The organism is bacterium (genome assembly GCA_035691305.1).
Classification (GTDB): Bacteria; Sysuimicrobiota; Sysuimicrobiia; order Sysuimicrobiales; family Segetimicrobiaceae; genus DASSJF01.
The window spans coordinates 32,707-53,122 of record DASSJF010000079.1 but is presented as its reverse complement, the minus strand read 5'-3'; the positions used below and the strand labels follow the sequence as shown (position 1 = coordinate 53,122).

Annotated in this window: 17 protein-coding genes; 14 read left to right on the top strand and 3 right to left on the bottom strand. The window is 71.0% G+C overall.

The genetic code is table 11. The features are described from left to right. Window positions 1–155: 155 nt before the first annotated feature. From VFL28_15220 to VFL28_15210, 3 genes are read right to left on the bottom strand one after another with little or no spacing between them, the layout of a single operon-like run. Complete coding sequence (locus VFL28_15220) at window positions 156–1,325, bottom strand: Gfo/Idh/MocA family oxidoreductase (GenBank protein HET7266015.1); 1,170 nt, start codon at window positions 1,323–1,325, stop codon at window positions 156–158. 17 nt (window positions 1,326–1,342) lie between these two features. After that, complete coding sequence (locus VFL28_15215) at window positions 1,343–2,620, bottom strand: DegT/DnrJ/EryC1/StrS family aminotransferase (protein ID HET7266014.1); 1,278 nt, start codon at window positions 2,618–2,620, stop codon at window positions 1,343–1,345. After that, window positions 2,617–3,696: a LacI family DNA-binding transcriptional regulator gene (locus VFL28_15210; protein ID HET7266013.1), complete on the bottom strand. Its 1,080-nt coding sequence runs from the start codon at window positions 3,694–3,696 to the stop codon at window positions 2,617–2,619. Before VFL28_15210 ends, VFL28_15215 begins: the two co-directional genes overlap by 4 nt. Before the next feature lie 241 nt (window positions 3,697–3,937). On the opposite strand from VFL28_15210, the gene VFL28_15205 reads away from it, so the two are divergent. The 14 genes from VFL28_15205 to VFL28_15140 all read left to right on the top strand — a co-directional run bounded on the left by VFL28_15205 (window position 3,938) and on the right by VFL28_15140 (window position 20,365). Further along, window positions 3,938–5,383, top strand: a complete 1,446-nt coding sequence (locus VFL28_15205) for an FAD-dependent oxidoreductase (GenBank protein ID HET7266012.1) — start codon at window positions 3,938–3,940, stop codon at window positions 5,381–5,383. A 6-nt stretch (window positions 5,384–5,389) separates the two neighbouring features. Then, window positions 5,390–6,799 (top strand): FAD-dependent oxidoreductase, encoded by a 1,410-nt coding sequence (locus tag VFL28_15200; protein HET7266011.1) that lies wholly within the window; start codon window positions 5,390–5,392, stop codon window positions 6,797–6,799. A 148-nt stretch (window positions 6,800–6,947) separates the two neighbouring features. After that, the gene (locus VFL28_15195) at window positions 6,948–8,342 is read left to right on the top strand and encodes an extracellular solute-binding protein (protein ID HET7266010.1); all 1,395 of its coding nucleotides are present in this window, start codon (window positions 6,948–6,950) and stop codon (window positions 8,340–8,342) included. 84 nt (window positions 8,343–8,426) lie between these two features. Further along, a complete protein-coding gene (locus tag VFL28_15190) occupies window positions 8,427–9,326 on the top strand; it encodes a sugar ABC transporter permease (protein HET7266009.1) in 900 nt (299 codons plus the stop codon). Further along, complete coding sequence (locus VFL28_15185) at window positions 9,326–10,231, top strand: carbohydrate ABC transporter permease (protein HET7266008.1); 906 nt, start codon at window positions 9,326–9,328, stop codon at window positions 10,229–10,231. Before VFL28_15190 ends, VFL28_15185 begins: the two co-directional genes overlap by 1 nt. A 67-nt stretch (window positions 10,232–10,298) precedes the next feature. Next, window positions 10,299–11,837, top strand: a complete 1,539-nt coding sequence (locus tag VFL28_15180; GenBank protein HET7266007.1) for an ABC transporter substrate-binding protein — start codon at window positions 10,299–10,301, stop codon at window positions 11,835–11,837. A gap of 37 nt (window positions 11,838–11,874) precedes the next feature. After that, a complete protein-coding gene (locus tag VFL28_15175; protein HET7266006.1) occupies window positions 11,875–12,666 on the top strand; it encodes a creatininase family protein in 792 nt (263 codons plus the stop codon). A 5-nt stretch (window positions 12,667–12,671) separates the two neighbouring features. Beyond that, a complete protein-coding gene (locus tag VFL28_15170; GenBank protein ID HET7266005.1) occupies window positions 12,672–13,631 on the top strand; it encodes an ABC transporter permease in 960 nt (319 codons plus the stop codon). Beyond that, on the top strand, window positions 13,628–14,497 hold the full coding sequence (locus VFL28_15165; protein ID HET7266004.1) for an ABC transporter permease: 870 nt from the start codon (window positions 13,628–13,630) through the stop codon (window positions 14,495–14,497). The genes VFL28_15170 and VFL28_15165 overlap by 4 nt, the downstream gene beginning before the upstream one ends. Window positions 14,498–14,627: 130 nt before the next feature. Further along, window positions 14,628–15,962: a glycine/betaine/sarcosine/D-proline family reductase selenoprotein B gene (locus VFL28_15160; GenBank protein HET7266003.1), complete on the top strand. Its 1,335-nt coding sequence runs from the start codon at window positions 14,628–14,630 to the stop codon at window positions 15,960–15,962. Then, a complete protein-coding gene (locus VFL28_15155) occupies window positions 15,959–17,308 on the top strand; it encodes a glycine/sarcosine/betaine reductase component B subunit (protein ID HET7266002.1) in 1,350 nt (449 codons plus the stop codon). The genes VFL28_15160 and VFL28_15155 overlap by 4 nt, the downstream gene beginning before the upstream one ends. Continuing rightward, window positions 17,298–18,758 (top strand): glycine/sarcosine/betaine reductase complex component C subunit beta, encoded by a 1,461-nt coding sequence (gene grdC, locus VFL28_15150; GenBank protein ID HET7266001.1) that lies wholly within the window; start codon window positions 17,298–17,300, stop codon window positions 18,756–18,758. The genes VFL28_15155 and grdC overlap by 11 nt, the downstream gene beginning before the upstream one ends. Then, complete coding sequence (gene grdA / locus VFL28_15145) at window positions 18,755–19,222, top strand: glycine/sarcosine/betaine reductase complex selenoprotein A (protein HET7266000.1); 468 nt, start codon at window positions 18,755–18,757, stop codon at window positions 19,220–19,222. The genes grdC and grdA overlap by 4 nt, the downstream gene beginning before the upstream one ends. 30 nt (window positions 19,223–19,252) lie before the next feature. After that, window positions 19,253–20,365 carry a mandelate racemase/muconate lactonizing enzyme family protein gene (locus tag VFL28_15140; GenBank protein ID HET7265999.1) on the top strand — a complete coding sequence of 371 codons (1,113 nt, stop codon included), beginning with the start codon at window positions 19,253–19,255 and terminating at the stop codon, window positions 20,363–20,365. Window positions 20,366–20,416 lie beyond the last annotated feature (51 nt).

Genomic DNA, 20,416 nt, shown 5'->3' with positions numbered 1-20,416 from the left:
CCGGGCGCCCCGCGGCCGCGTCCACGCTGTCCGCCACGCCCGCCACCACGACCCGCGAATCACGCGACAGCGCTTCGAGGTGCCGGCGGCCCATGGCGCCGGCGCCGACCAGCCCGATCTTTACCGGCACGCCGCTCCCTCCGGACGCATGGCGTCTAGCGCGCCGTGTCCGATCCCGCGCCGCTCTGGAACGGGGCGGGTACGGGCGGCACGGTGATCCGCCGTCCGGTCTCCGCCGCCGTCAGCAGCGCGTCGCAGACGAGCGCGCACGCGAGGCCGTCCGCGAAGGTCGCGCCGGCCATCGGACCGTCCGCGCCCGCGATCCGCCGGCCCAGTTCTTCGAGCTGATGAACGAAACCGCTCTCCCAGCCGAGCGTGTGGCCCGGCGGCCACCACCGGCCGCCGTAGGGATGCGTGCGCTCCGTGACGAGCACGTCGGCGAGGCCGCGCGCGTCCCCGTCGCCGTGGTAGACCCGCAGTTCGTTGAGGCGCTCGAGGTCCCAGGCGACGGTGCCGCGCTCCCCGTTCAGTTCGAAGGTAAACAGGTTCTTCCGGCCGGGACACATACCGCTGGCCTCGAGGGTGCCGACCGCGCCGTTTTGAAACTCCAGGGTAGCGACGACCGCGTCCTCCACGGTGACGGGCGCCGGGCCTGAGCCGCGCGGCCGCTCGGGAATGTACGTGCGCGTCGCCGCGGTGACCGCGGTGATCGGACCGGCGAGCAGGAGGGCGAGGTCGAGGGGATGGGCGGCGAGGTCGCCGATCACGCCGCTCCCGGCCGTCTCTCGATCGTGACGCCAGTTCCACGCGGCCTTCGGGTCCACCAGCGAGTCGTCGCTGTAGCGGCAGCGGAAGTGGTAGAGCCGGCCGAGATCGCCCGATGCGATCATCCGGCGCGCCAGCAGTACGGCCGGCATGAAGCGGTAGTTGAAGCCGGTCATCGCGACCCGGCGGCTCTCTCGGGCCGCCTTGGCCATCTCCATCGCCTCGCGGGCGGTCCGGCCGAGCGGTTTCTCGCACAGCACGCCCTTTCCCGCGCGAAGCGCCGCCACGCTCGGGGCCGCGTGAAGATCGTTCGGGGCCGCGTTGATGAAGAGGTCGACGCCCGGGTCCTCGACGAGCGACTGCCACTCCGTCGTCGCCCGCTCCGCGCCGTACCGGCGGGCCGCCTCGTCGACGGCATCGCGGGTCCGGCCGCAGACCGCGACCAGGCGCAGCGGCGCCGGCGCGTCGGGAAACAACTCGGGATGGCGTCGCACGGCCGCCAGGTGCGCCTTTGCGACGCCCGTGTAACCGAGGACCGCGACGCCGAGCGGCCGCGCCACGCTACGCCGCCACCGGGCTAACTAAGCGCGTGTGATACTTTGCGGATCGCGCGCACGATATCGGCCTCGTCCCGCTCCGTCATCAGCGGATGCAGGTCGATGTGGATCGCCCGCTTGAGAAGATCGTCGCTCCGCGGGAACATGCCCTTCTCGAGGCGCGCCCTGCCGCGGTAGTGGGGACACTCCCACGAGCAGTGCCGCTCCGAGAACATCCGCCGTTCGATGATCTGATCGAAGTGGTAGTACACGTGCTGGCCGCTGTCCCAGGCGATGGTGTTGCGGATGCCCTCGGCATTGAGGGCGGTGCTGAAGGCCCGGGTCTGCTCGCCCGCCGGCCGGTAGAACATCAGCGTCGCGCCGGTGTCACCCTCCGCGTCCGGCAGCGGGCGCGGGGTCAGGCCCGGCACGCCGGTGAGACCGTCGAGGATCGTCCGCTTGTGCGCCCGCATGCGCTCGACGATGCCGTCCATCCGGCCGAGCTGCACGAGCCCGATCGCGCCGGTGATTTCGCTCATCCGGAAGTTTAGGCCGATCATCAACGGGTTCCCGGACGGCAGCGTCTCGTCGAGCTCCTGGATGCGCGCGGAGCCCTGGTCGTGGAAGCGCACCGCGCGGTCGTAGAGCGTGGCGTCGTTCGTGACGACCACGCCGCCTTCGCCGGTCGTGATCACCTTGTGGTACTGGAGGCTGAACGCCCCGAGATCGCCGAACGTGCCGAGCCGCGCGCCCCTGTACCGGCCGCCCACCGCCTGCGCGGTGTCCTCGACGATGCGCAGTTTGTGACGGCGCGCCGTCTCGACGATCGGCGCCATGTCGGCGCCGGCGCCGCGCATGTGCACGGGTAGAATCACCTTGGTCGCGGGGGTGACCGCGGCCTCGACGGCGCGCGGGTCCATATTGAGGCTCTCGTCGATGTCGACGAACACCGGCACCGCGCCCAGGATGACGACCGCGTTGATCGTGGCGATCCAGGTATAGGTCGGGACGATCACCTCGTCGCCGGGTCCGGCACCGAGGGCGGCGAGGGCCGTGATGAGCGCGGCCGTGCCCGAGGTGACGCCGACCGCGTGACGCGCGCCGACCGCGCGCGCAAACGCGTGCTCGAACGCCACCACCTTGCCGAGCGGCTTCGGCCCATAGTGCCGGAAGAGGCTCTGGCTGTCCAGGACTTCCATGACCGCGGCCTTTTCCTCGGCACCGATCAAGAGGCCGCCGGGATAGCCGGGGAGGAGAGGTTCGGTCCGCACCGGAGTCCCGCCGTCGACCGCCAACCGCTCGCCCGCCGTTCTGCTCATAGCCTGCCTCCCGTGGTGCCGCGGATGATGAGCTCGTTCGCCACCAAGGTGACGGGCCGCGGCGCCCGGTCCCCATCGATGAGGCCGAGGAGGATCCGCGCCGCGGTCGCGCCCATGACGTCCTTGCGAATGCGGACCGTCGTGAGCGGCGGATCGGTTGTCGCCGCGAGTTCGATGTCGTCCATCCCCACGACGGAGAGGTCGTCCGGAATCTTGAGACCGGCGGCGCCGGCCGCCCGCATCACGCCGAGCGCCTGCTTGTCGGTGACGGCGAAGATCGCGGACGGACGATCGGCGAGCCCCAACAGCTCCGACGACCGCCGAAAGGCCGCGTCCGCGTCGACCGGGATCAGCGCCTCGAGCGCCGGATCGCGCCCGAGGCCGGCGTCCCGCAGCGCGGCGACGTAGCCTTCCTGGGTCTCGCGGCCGAACGGATAGTCGACCGCGGCGCCGACGAATCCGATGCGCGTGTGGCCGAGACCGGCGAGGTGCCGGGTGGCGGCGTAGGCCCCCCCGGTGTTGTCGTTTACCACCGCGGGCGCGGCGACGCCCGCGACGAAGTTGTCGAGGATCACGACGGGGACGCCCGCTCCGAGCGCGGCGCGCACCCAGCGCGCCTCGACAACGCCCGCGACGAGGATGCCGTCGACCTCGCGCGCCTGCGCCATTTCGACGAACGGGGGCGCGGAGGACGATGGTCGCAGCGGCGGTGCGATCAGCATGCGCACGCCGACCTCCTCGAACACGCTGCCCACCCCGGCGAGGACCGCCCGGTAGAAGAGATCGGAGAAGATGCCGGTCATGTTGAGCCCCGGCACGATCGCGACGGAGTTGGAGCGGCCCAACTTGAGCCGCCGGGCCGCGGCGTTCGGCGTGTACCGGAGCCGCCGGGCCGCGTCGCGGACGCGCTTACGGGTGATGGTGCTGACGCGGGCCCGGCCGTTGAGCGCCTGGGAGGCGGTGGGAAGGGATACCCCCGCCAGCCGGGCGACATCGCGCAGGCTGCTGGCGGCGTGCGCCCGGCGGTTGAGCCGTGCTCGTCGCCCCGGCGCGACCTTATTCTTGCGTGCCGCCACCCGGGCCACGGCTTAGCCCCGCACCGCAACGCGAAGACGCCGCACGCACCCATTGTGGGGACAGCGGACCCATTTGTCAAACCGATTTGACAGGAATTCCCGGGCGGCGGCCCGAAACGTCAGGCCCACAGCGTATCCGATCAGATCAGACATTCGCCCCGCCGTCACGGCAGATTGCTCGGCCTCTGCCTCGGCGGCCGGGCGGTCGCCTCGGCGGCCATCGTCTCGGAGGTGCGGGCGCTTGCCAGCACGGACTGTGGCATCGGGACGGGTGGCCGAAGAAGCCCGAGATCTCCCGGTCGCGCACGATGCCGACGTCCTCGTCGTCGGCGGCGGCATCGCGGGCGTGATGGCGGCGCTCGCCGCCGGGCGGACCGGCGCCAGAACGCTGCTCGTCGAACGTTTTGGCTCGCTCGGCGGCACCGGCACGGCGGCGATGATGAACCTGTTCTACGTCCCTTACGCGGCCTCTCGCGGTCTCATCCGGGAGCTTTTCGACCGGCTCATCGGGCGCGGCGGCGCGATTCCCGGCGAGTTCGTCGTCTACGATCCGGAACTGTACAAAGTAACGGCCCTCGAGATGCTGGCCGAGGCCGGCGCCCGCGTGCTGCTCCACACCTTTGTGAGCGACGTGGTCTTGGACGGCCGCGATCTGCGGGGTATCGTCGCCGAGAACAAATCCGGGCGTCAAGCGATTCTGAGCCGGGTCACCGTGGACGCCAGCGGGGACGGCGACATCGCGGCGCGGGCGGGCGCTCCCTACATCAAGGGCCGCGAGCGGGACGGCAAGATGCGGCCGATGACGCTGATCTTCCGCATGGGCGGCGTGGACGTCCCGCGACTCGTCGAGTACGTGCGGTTACATCCGGACGACTTCTCGCCCGATCCCCTGCAGTGCATGCTCGACCTCGAGCACCAGATGATCCGGATCTTCGGATTCTTCAAGATGGTCGAGGAGGCAAAGGCGCGGGGCGAACTGTGGCCGGACTGCTACTACTTCCGCGTCGAGTCGGTCCTGCCCGACCGGGGAGTGCTCACCGTGAACGCCACCCGGGTCTACGGCGTGGACGGCACCAACGCCGAGGACCTGTCGCGCGCGGAGATCGAGACGCGCCACCAGATGATCCGCCTGGCCGCCTGGGCGCGGGCGCGCGTGCCCGGCTTCGAACGCTCCTTCATCCTGGATTCCGCGAACACGATCGGCGTGCGGGAGACGCGCCGGATCCGCGGTGAGTACCTGATGACCGAGGAGGACATCCTGGCCGGACGCCACTACGACGACGTTGTCGGCGTGGACGCGAACCAGCAGAACCCGCGCCAGCAGGGCGGCCACCCGCCGGACGGCAAAGAGGGCGGCCCGCAGGACGCCGAGGCGCGGGAGATGGTCGCGAAGATGTTCGTGTACGAGATCCCCTACCGGGCGCTGGTGCCGCGGGAGATCGACGGGCTGCTCGTCGCCGGACGCTGCCTCTCCGTCGACCACCACGCCGACGTCTACACGCGCAACCAGGGCACGGCCATGGCCACGGGCGTCGCCGCCGGCGTGGCCGGCGCGCTTTCGGCGCGGGCGGGCGTCGCGCCGCGCTCCGTCGATATTCGGGCGGTGCAGCGCGAGCTGACCCGCCTCGGCGTCGACCTTGAACTCCTGCGCCGCCTCGGGCCGTCGCCGGCGTCGCTCGAGGTCTGAGGCGCGATGCGCGTCCGTCCGGAAGTCGACGTCCTCGTCTGCGGCGGTGGAACCGCGGGTGCCGTCGCCGCGGTCGCCGCCGCGCGAACCGGCGCGCGCACGGTCCTCGTGGAGCAGTACGGCACGGTCGGCGGCATGGCGTCGACGGGGATGTCCTTTCTGGGCGTGAGCGACGGTAGCGGCCGGCGCGCGCTCGGCGGGATCGGCGCGGAGCTCTTCGAGCGGCTGACCGGCGCCGGCGCCGCCTTTGACGACCGGCCGGACAAGCAGGTCGCGTCGGTCACGGTGGCGGATCCGGTCGCGCTGCAGCAGACGCTGCTGGAGATGCTCCTCGGCGCCGGCGTGGAGTTTCTGCTCCACACTTTCTGCGTCGATGCGGTGACCGAAGGGCCGCGGGTCCGCGGCATCCTCGCGGCCAACAAGGGCGGCCTCGAAACCGTCCTCGCGCGGGCGATTGTGGACGCGACGGGCGACGGCGATGTCGCCGCGCGCGCCGGCGCCCGGTTCATCCTCGGCCGCACGGGCGACGGCCTGCTGCAGCCCGTGACGCGAATCTTCCGCGTGTGCGACGTCGACGTGGACGAGATGCTGGCGTATCTGCGGGTCCATCCGGAGGAGATGGATCTGCCCGAGCGGTGGGACGGCGGCGCCGCGTACACGGCGGACGACCTGAAGGAGCGGTCGGTCGTCATGGACGCATTTCCGTCGCTCGTCGCCGCGGCCCGGCAGGCCGGCGAGTTGACCGTGCCGCGGGACCGCCTCGGCCTCGAGACGGGCCCGGTGTCCGGGGTGGTCACCGTCAACGCGACTCGCGTCCACGGCGTCGACGCGACCGATCCCGACGCGCTGAGCCGCGCGGAAGTGGAGACGCAGCGCCAGATGTTCGAGGTCTTACGGCTTCTTCGACGGCGGGTGCCGGGGTTCGCGAGGGCCAGGCTGCTCGACTCCGCCTACCAGGTCGGCGTGCGCGAGTCGCGGCACGTCGCCGGGGACTATGTGCTCACGATGGACGACGTCCTGTCGGGCGCCGACTTTCCCGACACGGTCGCCCGGGGCGCTTATCCGCTCGATCTGCACGACATGCGCCCGGGCGCCAACGTGCTCGGCAGCCGGGTGGGCGGCGGCGGCGTGACGCTTCGGCGGGTCGAGCACTCCCACGGGATTCCGCTGCGGTGCCTGACCCCGGCGGCGGTCGACGGCCTCGTCGTAGCGGGCCGCGCGATCTCCGCGACCCATGAAGCCGCCGCGTCCGTTCGAGGCCAGGCCGTCTGCATGGCGACGGGGCACGCCGCAGGCACCGTCGCCGCGATGAGCGCCGCCGCGGGGACACCGCCCCGGCGGCTCCCGATGCCCGCCGTTCAGCGGACGCTGCGCGCGCAGCACGCCGTACTGGACTCCGCGGTTCCGGCGACGTGACGGACCGGGCCGCGGTACGAGCGATACGTCGAGGTGGGAAGGGGGGGACACCGCCGCGCGGACCTTGCTGATCGCGTAAGAGTACGACGGCCGGGCCGGAGCCGAACGCCGGCCTGTCGAGATCACGACGGAGGAGGGGATCACGCGTATGTTGCGTCAGCCACGATACCGCATCGCCGCGACCGTGCTCGCAATGCTGCTCGCGGCGGTGCTAGTGACCGGCTCGCTGCCCCAGGCGTCGCGCGCCCAGAACATGACGACGCTCACGTTCCTGGGCCCGGACTTTGACGAGTGGGTGGCCTTCGTCAAGGTCGCGAACGAGATCGGCAAGCCCATGGGCATCCAGATCAAGCCGGAGTACCTGCCCTGGGACAACGTGTTCCAGAAGGCGCTGATCGATTCCAAGTCCGGCGTGAAGACGTGGGACTACGTCTACGTCTACAACACCTGGATCCCGGGCCTCGCCGCGGCCAAGGCGGTCATCCCGATCGATGACTTGATGGCCACGCCCGAGGCCCAGAAGGCGGTGCAGCCGGACGACTTCATCAGCCTGACGACGGTCGGGCTCCAGTTCGACAAGAAGCTGTGGGCGATGCCGATGCTCGCCGCCCCGTACATGATGGGGTACCGGACCGACATCTTCGCCGATCCGACCGAGAAGAAGGCGTTCCAGGCCAAGTACGGCTACGCGCTGGCCGTCCCGCAGACGTACAAGCAGCTGATGGACGTGGCGCAGTTCTTCACCCGCAAGGCCGGCGACAAGCTGATGGGCAAGCCGCTCGCCCAGGACTTCTACGGCGTCGTCATGGCGAATAAGAGCGGCGGCTTCCTGTTCCACCGGTACGAGCACATTCTGGTCGCGTTCGGCGCGGACCTGATCTACGACCCCAAGACGATGCAGCCCACGGTCAATTCGCCGCAGAGCATCGCCGCGGCGAAGTACTACGTCGCGCTCCACAAGTACATGGAGCCCGGCAGCGAGTCCCTGACCGGCGGCGGCGCGGAGCGCATCATGGCGTCCGGCCGGGGTGCGATCGCGATGGACGCGCTCGACAACATGCTGTCCGTGCTGCCCGTGGCGAAGCTGTCCAAGGTCGTGGGCAAGATCAACTACACGCTGCTGCCGACGCAGGTTGCGGGCCGGCCCCACGCCAACGTCGGTGACGCGAACGGTCTCGCGATCTACGCGCTCACCCAGCACAAGGCCGAAGCGTTCAAGCTGGCCACGGCCGTGCTGAACGCCCGGGGGACGAAGCAGGTGATGAAGGAGTACCCCGCGCTCATTCCCATGCGGTCCTCTGTGATCAAGGACCCGGAAGTGCGGACGAACTATCCGAACGTGTTCAACGCGATGACCACCTTCATCAACGGGAAGCCGTACACGACCTTCATCCCGCCGCTCAAGGAATGGGTCCAGGCTCAGGACATTTACGAACAGGCGCTGTCCGCCGCGATGTCGGGCCAATCGTCGGTGGAAGACGCGCTCAACGGTGCCCAGGCCAAGACGTTGGACTTCTTCAAGCGGCAGGGCTACATCAAGTAACCGCCTAAGGCGGCGCGGGAGGGCCGCCGCCCGCCGTGAGGCGGGCGGCGGCCTCCCGTCCGAAGGCGTCCTCCGGAGCGCGCCATGGGCATGAAGTGGGCGGTCCTCGGCAGCGGGCGATTCTACTTCTGGATCATGACGCTGCCCGCGGTGCTGTACGTGGTCGCGTGGCGCCTCGCCCCCGCGCTCTACACGCTGTGGCTCGGCGGGCACACGTACAACATCGTGTACGATAACGCGCCGCGCTGGAACCATCTGGCGAACTTCGTCCAGATCGCGCGCGACGGCTCGCTCCGCCAGTCGCTGGGCCTGTCCGCGAAGTTCGGCCTCATCGCCACCGCCGCCGAGGTCATGATCGGGCTCGCCGCGGCGCTCTTCTTCGACAGCGACCCGCCGGGGCGGAACCTGCTGCTCGGCGTCTTCCTGCTGCCGATGATCATGGCCCCCGTCGTGGTCGGGACGGCGTGGGGGACGCTCTTCGACCGGACCGTCGGCTACATCCCGTACATCCTGCAGCAGTTGAACGTGCCGCAGCCCGACTGGCTGGCGACCCCCGGCGGCGCGATGTTCGCGCTCATCGTCGCCGACACGTGGGAGTGGGCGCCGCTCGTGACGCTGCTGCTGTTTGCCTCCCTGCAGACCATCCCGCGGGAACACTTCGAGGCCGCCCGCGTGGACGGCGCCTCAGGATGGCAGCTGTTCCGCCGGATCATCCTGCCGCAGATTACCGGGATGGTCCTCGTCGCCGCCGGCCTCCGCCTCATGGACGCCTTCCTCGAGCTGGACAAGGTGTTCGTGATGACCGGCGGCGGCCCGGGCTCGTCGACCCAGTTCGTAAGCATGTTCGTCTACAAGCAGGCGTTCCAGTTCTACGAGCTGGGCTACGCGTCGGCGGTGATCACGGTGCTGCTGGCCGTCCTCGCCGCCGCCTACTGGCTGTACCTGCGCAGCTACTACCGGGCCCTGGGGTCCGCGAATTTGTGATGGACGCCCGCGACCTGGCTCCGCGCGAAGGCGACGCCGAGGCCGTCCACCGGCGGGCGGCGCGTACGCACGTCCGCCACCGGTCGGCGGCGGCCGTCCGTCGCGGCCGCTGGCAGATCGCCGGCATCGCGGCGGTGTTGGCTTGGACGCTGCCGCCGTTCCTGTACCTCATCGCCCTGTCGCTCAAGCCCGAGCGCCTTCTGATCGACCGCTCCGCGGTGTTCTTCGTCCCGACGCTCGAGCGGTACCACGACTTCGTCGCCAGCGGCCTGGCGGCGCCGATCTGGACGAGCCTGCTGACGTCCACGCTCGGGGCGGCCGGCACCGTCGTGCTGGCCGGCCTCGCGGCGATGACGTTTCGCTTCCTCGACTTCAAGGCGAAGACGGTGCTGTTTCTGCTCATCTTGCTGCCCCGGATGTTCCCGCCGGTGACGACACTGATCCCGATTCAGCTGGCCCTGAAGCACCTCGGACTCATCGACACCAAGACGGCCCTCGTCATCCTGTTCATCGGGTTCGAGATCCCGTTGGCGATGTGGGTGCTGCATACGTTCCTCGCGGACGTGCCGCGGGAGCTCGCCGAGAGCGCGGCGTTGGACGGCGCCTCGCTGCCGGCGATCGTGACGAGAATCCTGCTGCCGCTGGCGGGGCCGGGCCTGCTGGCCGCTTTCATCCTCAGCTTCATCTTCAACTGGAACGAGTTTCTGTTCCCGCTGATCGTGACGAGTTTCAACGCGCGCACCGGCTCGGTGGCGATCATGAGCTTCACCGCCGGCTACAAGAAGCTGCAATGGGGCGCGCTCGCCACGCTCGGGGTGATCATGACGATCCCCGTCGTGCTGTTCGTGCTGGCGTTCCGGCAGTCGCTGGTCCGCGGCTTCACCGCCGGCGCGCTCAAGGGCTGAGACGTCGACGATCCGGAGGGAGACGATGGCGCACGGGGGCAATCGCTCGGAGCCCGGTCGAGAGAGTTTGACGCGTCGCCGGCTGCTGGCGCTCACGGCGGGCGCCGCGGCCGGCGCGGTGCTGCCCGGCGGGCGGCTGCCTGCCCCGCGGGTGCTCGCGGCCGCGGAGAAGCGCGGCGGCACGTTGACGGTCGGCCTGAACACCGACCTCGTGTCGCTGGATCCGAACGACATCGTGTTCGCGAACGTGCCGATGTTTTTCCAGGTCTACAATTATCTGGTGAAGTACACGACCACGCTGCAGGCCCGGCCGGACCTGGCCGAGTTCTGGGACGTGGCGAAGGACGGCCTGAGCGTCGTGTTCCGGTTGCGCGACGGCGTGCGGACACATTCCGGCGGCACCTTCGGCGCCGACGCGCTGATCGCCAACTTCCGCCGCACGAAGGACAAGGCGACGGGCGGGGGGCTGTTCAGCCGCCTCGCCGACTGGGAGGCGGCCGACCGCCTCGACGCGCGCACCGTCCGGTTCCGGTTCGCGCATCCGCACCCTGATTACCTCGCGCAGATCGCCCGCTGGGGCATGGTCGATCCGGCGGCGTTCGCCACGGTGCGGAACAAGGGCGGCGGCACCGGACCGTACCGCGTGCAGGAGTGGGCGCCGGGCGACCACGTCACCTTCACCCGCTTCGACGGGTACTGGCAGCAGGGGCTGCCGCTGCTGGACCGCGTCGTCTGCCGGGTGTTTTCGGATCCCCAGGCGCTCGAGAACGCCTTCCAGGCCGGCACGGTCGACGTCGCGCACACGATCGTCAACAAGGACGTCGCGCGCCTCCGGCAGGCCGGCTTCGAGATCACGCCCGCCCCGGTGCCGAACGAGTACTACGTCCTCGTCATCAACACGCGCCGGCCGCCGCTTGACAACATCAAGGTCCGGCAGGCGATCCAGTTGCTGGTCGACCGCGCCGCGGTCGTGCGCACCGTGCTGGGCGGCGTCGGCCGGCCGGTCGTGCAGATGGTCACCCCGGCCTCGCCGGGCTACGACCCGAAGCTCGACGCCGAGTACGGGTACAACGCCGCGAAGGCGAAGCAGATCCTCGCGTCGGCCGGTGCGGGCCGCAACGTGCGGCTGAACTTCCTGACCTCCACCAGCACGCCCGAACTGCCGCAGATCGCGCAGATCATCCAGGCGGATCTCCGGCAGGCCGGCCTCGACGCCAACATCACGATCCACGAGCCGGCCCAATACTTCCCGCCGTACTTCGCCGGCAACTTCGACCTCAGCCTCTCGTTCCTCACGCTGGCGACGATCGACCCGACGGACTTCACCATCAGCTCGGCGTTCCGGACGGACGGGACGAATCCGGCGTGGATCCAGGTCGGACCGCCGCGCGAATACGTCGACGGGCTGCTCGGCCTCAACACGACGTCCGACATGCGCGAGCGCTGGACGCGCCTGCGCGGCGTGATCCGCTATATCCTCGAGCAGGCGTGGGCCGTGCCGGTCGCGCTGCGCCTGCCGACATACGGCCTCGGCAAGGCGGTGCAGGGGTTCGACGTCGATCCGCAGATGCTGATTCAGCTGAAGGGGACGTGGCTCAACCGCTGACGGCGCGGCGCCGGGACCGGGAAGGCGGGGAAAGACCATGGAGATCCGGTACGAACTGATGCGGCCCCAAGACATCGTCGCCGCCCGCGCGCGGGCGGCGATCGCCTATCTGCCGATCGGTCCGATGGAATGGCACGGCCCGCATATGGCCGTCGGGATGGACATGCTGCACGCGCACACGATGGCGCTGGACGCGGCGCGCAAGGCCGGCGGCGTCGTCCTGCCGCCCCTGCCGCTCGGCACCGAGACCTACACGGACGCGGAGCGACTCCGCCACCGCGGCTTCACCGGGACCGAGCGCATCTACGGGATGGACTACCCCGGGTTCGCGCTGCCGAGCCTCTACATCGAGGAGAGCGCGTTCGCGTTGATCGTACGCGAGGTAGTGCGGGGCCTGAAGCGCCAGGCGTTCAAAGTGATCGCGCTCGTGAACGGTCACGGGGCGCTCAACCACCGGATGACGCTGATGCGGGTGGCGACCGAGACGACGGAACCGGGCCGCGCGACCGTCCTGCTGGCGGGATACCTCTACGACGGCCGATACCGCGAGCACGCGGCGATCGGCGAAACGTCATACCTGCTGGCGTACCATCCCGAGGCCATCGACCTCTCCGCGCTGCCGGCGCCGCCGCAGCCGCTTGGCTACCGCGAGTTCGGGATCCTCGACCGCCAAACGGTGGTCGGCGAGCCCACCCCTGACTTCACGGTGGCCCCGGAGCACGATCCCCGCCGCGCCAGCGCGGCGAAGGGGCGTGAGGACGTGGCTTACGAGTCCGATCAGATCGCACGGAGGGTCACAGAAGCGCTCGCCGCGCTAGAGCGGCAATAGGGGCCATGGCGGCCGGCGGGCTGGGACGCTACTTGGTGCGGCGCGGCATCGAGGCCGCGTTCACCCTGTTCCTCGCGTCGGTCCTGGTCTTCGCCATGGTGGCCGCGCTGCCCGGCGATCCGGCGCAGGTGATCCTTGGAGACCGCGGCACCCCCGACCAGGTGCGGGCGCTGCGGGTGTATCTCGGCTTGGACCGGCCGCTCCCGCTGCAGTACGGGAACTGGATCGTCCGCATTGCGCATGGAGACCTCGGCCACTCGCTCATCAACGGCGCGCCCGTGGCGGAGATCGTCGGCCGCGCGCTTCCGCTGACCCTGCAGTTGTCGCTGTGGGCGTTCGCGGTCGTCGTGCTCATCGCGTTTCCCGCCGGCGTGTTCGCGGCGACCCGGCCGCGGTCGCCGGTCACGGTCGCGCTGCGCTGGTACCATGGATGGGCGCTCGCGGTCCCGGTGTTCTGGCTCGGCGTCGTGCTGTCGTGGTACTTCGGCGTCGTTTTGAAATGGCTGCCGCCGTCGGGCTTCGCGGGCTTCGGAGTGAACCCGACCGCGTGGGCGCGCAGCCTCCTGCTGCCGGGGATCACCCTCGGCCTCGGGGTCGGCTCGGTGATGGCGCGCTTCGTCGAGGCGTCGCTCGGCGACGTGCTGTCGAACGACTACATCCGCACCGCCCGCGCAAAGGGCCTGCCGGCCCGCGCCGTCGTCTGGCGGCACGCCCTCGGCAACGCGCTCATCCCGATCGTGACGGTGCTCGGCATTCAGGCCGGATTCTTCATCGGCGGCGCCGTGATCACCGAGGCCGTCTTCGCGATTCCGGGTCTCGGCAGCATGCTCTGGCGCTCGATCCTGACGCGGGACTACCTCGTGACGCAGTCGGTCATCCTCGTGGGGATCGCCGCGTTCGTGGGGATCAACCTCTGCACCGACGCGCTCTACGGGCTGCTCGACCCGCGCGTGCGGTACCAATGAGCGTGTCGGCGCGGAGCCTCGTGGATCCCCGCGTCGGCCTCCGCGCGCGGCCGCGGCTCCGCCGGCGGGGGCTGTTCGATCCCGGCGCGGTCTTCCTGGCGGCGATCGCGGCGGCGGCGATCGCCGCGCCGCTCCTCGCGCGGTACAGCCCGACGGACATGAGCAAGGAATCCGTCCTCGCGCTCCCGTCGTGGCGCCACCTGCTCGGTACCGACCAGTTCGGCCGGGACATTCTCAGCCGGCTCCTCTACGGCGCCCGGACGGCCCTCCTCATCGGCGTCGGGTCGACCACGGTCTCCGCGGTGTGCGGCGTGCCGCTCGGGTTGTGGACCGGATTCAAAGGCGGCGCCGTGGACGCGGTCGCGATGCGGACGGTCGACACCCTGCTCGCCGTTCCACCCGTCCTGCTGGCGATGGCACTCGTCGCGGCGGTCGGGCCGGGATCGCTGAACGCCGGGATCGCGATCGCGCTCGTGGGGCTGCCGCAGTTCGCCCGGATCGCGCGGGCCGGCGTGCTGATCCATCGGGAGATGGAGTACGTGGAGGCCTCCGTCGCGGCCGGCGCGCGGGATGCGCGTATCGTCTTTCGGACGATCCTGCCGAACGTGCTCTCGCCGGTGCTGATCCAGATTCCGATCGGCGTGTCGCGCGCCATCCTGCTCGAGGCGAGCCTGAGTTTTCTCGGGCTCGGAACCCAGCCGCCCCAGCCGTCGTGGGGCCTCATGATCAGCGAGAGCCGCGAGTACATGTACGCCGCGCCGTGGTACGGCATCTTCCCTGGGGCGCTCATCGCGCTCACCGTCCTGGCCCTGAACCGGTTGGCCGACCGCGTGCGGGGCCGCTGGAGCGCCAATCGTGCGCCGTAGCCCGGCGACTTTGCCAAATCGGTTTGACTAACGCCGCCGCCGTGCCCCATAATTGCGGCGATGCCGCGCGGCGTCGCGGCGGCGGCCGGGTGATTCGCGAAGGGCACAACGTGCGGAGCGGGTAGGCGCGATGGACGCTCACGGGCTGCGGGTGGCGCACTACATCAACCAGTTCTTCGCCGGGATCGGCGGCGAGGAGCGCGCGGACACGCCGCCGGCCGTCAAGGACGGCGCGGTCGGCCCCGGGCGCGCGATTCAGGCGGCCCTCGGCCCGCGCGGCGCGGTGGTCTCCACGATGGTATGCGGCGACAGTTACTTCAACGAGCAGATCGGGCCGGCGGCCGAGGCGGTCCGCGCCTGGCTCGACGCGCAGCGTCCCGACGTGGTGATCGCCGGGCCGGCGTTCGCCGCGGGCCGGTACGGGCGGGCGTGCGTCGAGGTGTGCCGCATCGCGGCGGACCTCGGGATTTCGGCCGTCAGCGGCATGTACCCGGAGAATCCCGGGCTCCTCATGTACCGGGAGGCCTACGTCGTGCCGACCGCGGGCACCGCCGCCGGCATGGGCGCGGCGATCGCCGCGATCGTGCCGCTCGCGCTCAAGCTCGGCGCGAAGATCCCGGCCGGCCCGGCGGAGGACGAGGGCTATCTGCCCCGCGGCGTCCGCCGTCCCGGCACGCGGGCGCTCCCCGGCGCGCGGCGGGCCGTCGACATGCTCGTCGCCAAACTCGCCGGAACGCCGTTTCGCACCGAGTTGCCGGTGGAAGGGTACGAGGCGGTGGCGCCCGCGCCGCCGGTCGCGGACCTGCCGCACGCGACGATCGCCGTCGTGACGACCGGCGCGATCGTGCCGAAGGGGAATCCGGACCACTTGAAGCGGTGCAGCGAGACCCGCTGGCGGCGTTACGAGCTGGACGGGCGGAAGCGCCTGTCGCCGGCGGAGTTCGAGTGCGTCCACGGCGGCTTCTACAACGTGCCGGCGTCGGAGAACCCCAACGTCGTGTTGCCGCTCGACGCGCTGCGCGACCTCGAAACCCGCGGCGTGTTCGCGCGGCTCGCCGACTTCTACTGCACCACGACCGGTAACGACCAGCGGTTCGCGGACTGCGTGCGCAACGGCAAGGAGATCGCGGAGCTGCTCTGGCAGGAGCGCATCGACGGGGTGTTGCTCGTCGCCACCTGAGGGTCGTGCAATCGTTGCGGCGCAACGATCAGCAAAGAGATCGAACGGCGGCGGATCCCGGTGGTTGTCATCAGCGCGCTGCCGCCCCTGGCGATGCAGGCCGGCGCGAACCGCGTCGTGCAGGGCGTCAAGATCGAGCACGTCTGCGGGGACCCCGCGCTGCCGGCCGACGAGGACGGCGAGGTGCGTCGTCGCCTGGTGGAGCGCGCGCTGCGGGCGCTCGGGACCGGGGTGGAGCGCCCCACGCTCTTCGAGGACGCCGCCACGGCCGTGGCGGCGCGATGACGGTTCCGATGAACCTGATCGTGGGCACCTTCCCCGTTCGCGAGGTCGCCTCCGGCGCGCCGGCGGGGTGGAAGGACGGCCGGCTCGTGGTCGACACGGACCGCGTCGCCGCGCTCGTGCGGGAAGACCGCCGTATCCGCCGCGTCGCCGTGGATCTCGTCCAACCGGGCGAGGCGGCCCGGATCGTACAGGTGCGCGACGTGATCGAGCCGCGCGTCAAGGTCGAGGGCCCCGGCCATACCTATCCCGGCATCTGCGGCCACGCTCCGGACACCGTCGGCGACGGCGTGACGCACCGGTACGCCGGTTTCGGCGTCCTCATCGCCTCGGAGGCGCTCCCGCACATCCGCCGCACGGTCAGCGCGGCCACGGACAGCCTCATCGACATGTCGGGCCCCGGCGCCGTGACCGTCTACAGCACGCTGCGGTACGTGGCGCTGACGATCGAGACGCTGCCGGACCTCGACCTGACGTCCTGGAACGACGCGCTGCGCGGGGCCGCCCACCGCGTGGCGGCCGATCTCGCGGAGCTCGTGCGCGGGCAGACGCCGCCGGAGCGGCGCGGGTACCGGCTGGCGGCGCCGGCCGCGGGGCGGCCGCGCGTCGTGCACGTGCACACCCTCAACGCGTCGATGGTCCCGGGCATCGGCACCGGCATCTACGGGTATACGCAGCACGCCCTGCCCGTGCTGCTGCACCCCAACGAAATCCTCGACGGCGCGGTCGCCGGCGACGCGGTCGTGACGTATCCCGGCAAGTGTACGTGGCTGCACGTGAACAACCCGGTGCTCGGCGCCCTGTACGACCGCGACGGGACCGACGTCGCGTGGCTGGGTTCCATCATCTCGCGCACGCGCTGGGGCGGGCTCGACGAGAAACGCCTGAGCGCGTACCAGACCGCCAAGCTGGCGTCGATGCTCGGCGCCGAGGGCGCGCTCGTCACCTGGAACCACGGCGGCAACGACCTGCTCGAGGTGATGATGACGATTCAGAGCCTCGAGCGCGCCGGCATCAAGACGACGTTCCTCACGATCGAGTCGGACATCAAGGTGGTCAGGATGACGCCGGCGCTCGCAGAGACCGGCACGTCGGAGCCGCCGCTGCTGTTCAGCGTCCCGGAGGCGGACGCGATCGTGAGCACGGGCACCCTCGCGCCGGCCGATCCGCTGCCGGCGATGCCGCGCGTCATCGGCGGCCGCGAGGTGGTCTTCGACCAGGAGCGCCCGGACGTCCGCACGCCGGCGGCCGGGCCGCTGGATCTCGAGGCCGTGTCCGGGGCGTATTCGCCGATCTTCGGCCACTTCGACAACTACGGCCTCGGAAGCCAGACGTACCTTGACTACTGAAGGCGCCGGACCGGTCCTCGGCCTCCGGCCCGTCGTGCGCGCGGCGCGGTTCGCCATCGCCCACACGCCGGGGCTGATCGCGGCCGGATCCAAACCGCGGCGCGAGCTGGCGTCCCGAGGCGCCGCGGAGCGCGAGGCGCTCGTGCGGCACCTGCGGTCGTTCGAGGACGCCGTGCGATACCCGCCGCACCAGGTGATGCTCGGCGCGCTTCCGCCGGAGGCGCTGCGCGGGATTCCCCGGCCGTGGCATGACCGGCCGGTGGACGGGGCGCGCGCGGAGGGGCCCGCCGGGCGGATGCTCGACGAGACGGAGTTCTACGCCTGGCTGGCGCGTGCGGATACGGCGAGCCTGCTGTACGTCACACCCGAGTTCGCGAAGACGCTGCGGAGTTTCGGCGCGCCGGACCAGATCCAGACGATGGCCGCGGCCGACCTGGCGCGGGCGGCGGCGCGCGGCGCCGAGCCGCTGCGCCGCGCCCCCGACGAAACGGTCGGCGTCCTCGTGCCCGGACACGAACAGGACGAGTCGCTGGCGGCGGCGGTGCTGCTGGAGAATCTCGCCGCGAAGGTGACCGGCGCGCTGGCCCTGCGGGCGCTGCTCGATGCGGTGCCCGCGGACGGGACCGTCGACTATCTCCTCGGGTGCGGCGAGGAGGCGGTCGGCGACCGATACCAGCGGGGCGGCGGCAACCTCGCCAAGACGATCGGCGAACTCGCCGGCGTGCGCACCGCCGGGGCGTCGGACGTCAAGTCGTTCTGCGCGAGTCCGCTGCACGCGCTCCTGGTGGCCGGCGCGCTGGTCGCCGCGGGGGTGCACCGGCGCGTGGTCGTGGTGGCGGGCGGCTCGCTGGCGAAGCTGGGCATGAAGTACCGCGGCCACGTGGCCGCCGGCTATCCGGTGCTCGAGGACGTCATCGTCGGCGCCGCGGTCGACGTCGTGCCGGACGACGGGCGCAGCCCGGTGCTGCGCCTCGACGCCGCGGCGGTGCATCGGGTCGGCGACGGCGCCGCGCCTCACCAGATGGCGCAGGTGCTTTCCGCGGCGCCCTTGCGGGCCGCCGGCCTGCGGCTGTCCGACGTGGACCGGTACGCCGTCGAACTGCACAACCCGGACATCACGGAGCCCGCCGGATCCGGCGACGTGCCGTACCGCAACTACCAGATGATCGCCGCGCTGGCCGCGCAGGGCGGCGAGATCGACCGCGCGGGGATGGACGCCTTCATCGCGGCGCACGGGATGCCGGGTTTCTCGCCGACGCAGGGGCACATCGCGTCCGCGGTAGCGTACCTGCCGCACGCGATCGCCGGCCTCTCGGACGGCCGGCTGCGGCGGGTGCAGCTTGTGGCGAAGGGCAGCTTGTTTCTCGGCCGCATGACCAACATGGCGGACGGCGTCAGCCTGCTGCTGGAGCGCAACGAGACGCCGCCGGCCGGAGGAGGGGTCGCATGATCGATTTGCACGGCAAGCTCGTCCTCGCCCTCGGGGAACGCGACGGCATTCCGGCCCAAGCGATCGCCGCCTGCGCCGAGAGCGCCGGCGGCCGGGTCGTCTACGCCGCGACGCAGTGCTTCGTCTGAACGTCGGCGGGCGCGATGGATCTGGAGGAGCAGGGGAGGATCCAGCAGCTCGTCGAGGCCGGCGATCGCGACCGGATGGTGGTGGTGCTCGGCACGCCGAACGCCGCCAGCACGCTCATGGTCGCGCTCACGCTGACCGACGGCGACCCCAGCTACGCCGGACCGCTCGCCGGAGTCCCGTTGGGACTCCCCGTGTACCATGTGCTCGAAGAGAGCGTCAAGGACGCCATTCCGGCCGGCGTGTACGACGAGCAGATCGGCCCCATGGCGTTCGTGCTGGATAAGCCCGGTATCGAGGAGGCGCTCGCGACCGTGCGCGGCCGGCCGCGTGCGTAGCACTCCGAGACGCCGTACCCGGGGGCGGGCATGCGCATCACGAAGGTTCGGACGCGCCAGGTGGACGTTCCGCTGCCGGCGCCGTTTCATCCGGCGTGGGCGCCGGGCCAGATCGTCGAGGCGATCCACCTCGCGTACGTGCGGATCGACACGGACGCCGGGGTCTACGGCATCGCCGGCCACGAGTTCTACGGCGCCGAGGAGCAGTGCGTCGCGCGGATTGCGCAGTACTTGGTCGGCGAGGATCCGCTGCGGATCGAGAAACACGCCGGCACGCTGCGCTACCTCTGGCCGTACTTCGGCACCGCGGTCTGGTTCGTGGAGATCGCGCTGTGGGACATCCTGGGTAAGGTCGCCGGTCTGCCGGTCTACAAGCTGCTCGGCAACTGCCGCGACGCGCTGCCGGCCTACGCGTCCACCGGCCAGAACCGCACGCCGGCCCAGCGCGCCGAGGACGCGAAGCGACTGCGCGACGAGGGCTACCGCGCGATCAAGCTGCGGATCCACAACGAGACGCTGGCCGGCGACGTCGCGCAGATCGCCGCGGTGCGGAAGGCCGTCGGCGGCGGCATGGCCATCATGGCCGACGCCAACCAGACCGACGTGGACGGCGCCCCGCTGCCGGGTCCGCACTGGAGCTACCACCGCGCGCTCGACACGGCGCGGGCGCTCGCGGAGTACGACGTGACGTGGCTCGAGGAGCCGCTGCCGCGGCACGCCTACGAGCAGCTGCGCCGCCTGCGCGAGGCGTCCCCGGTCCCGATCGCGGGGGGGGAGGTCAACCAAGGATATGCGGAGCTCGACCGGCTCCTGCGCGACGGCTGTTACGACGTGTTGCAACCGGACGTCACGCTGTGTGAGGGGTTGCTGCGCATGCGCGCGCTGGCGGCGGCGGCGGCGGCGATGAACGTGGAGCTGACGCCGCACACCTGGGGTGACCCGCTCGGCACGGTGGCCAACTTACACCTGGCCGCGGCGATTCCCAACGTCACCTATTTCGAGTTCCCGGACGATCCCCCGGCGTTCCCCGCGGCCGTCTACCAGCAAACGCTGAAGACGCCGCTGGTCGTCGACAACGGCATGGTGCAGGTTCCGCAGGGGCCCGGCCTCGGCGTGGAACTGCAGGATTGGATCTTCGAATGACGCCCGCCGCCGGGCGACCGACCCGCCCGCCCGCGGCGACGGCGAACGGCC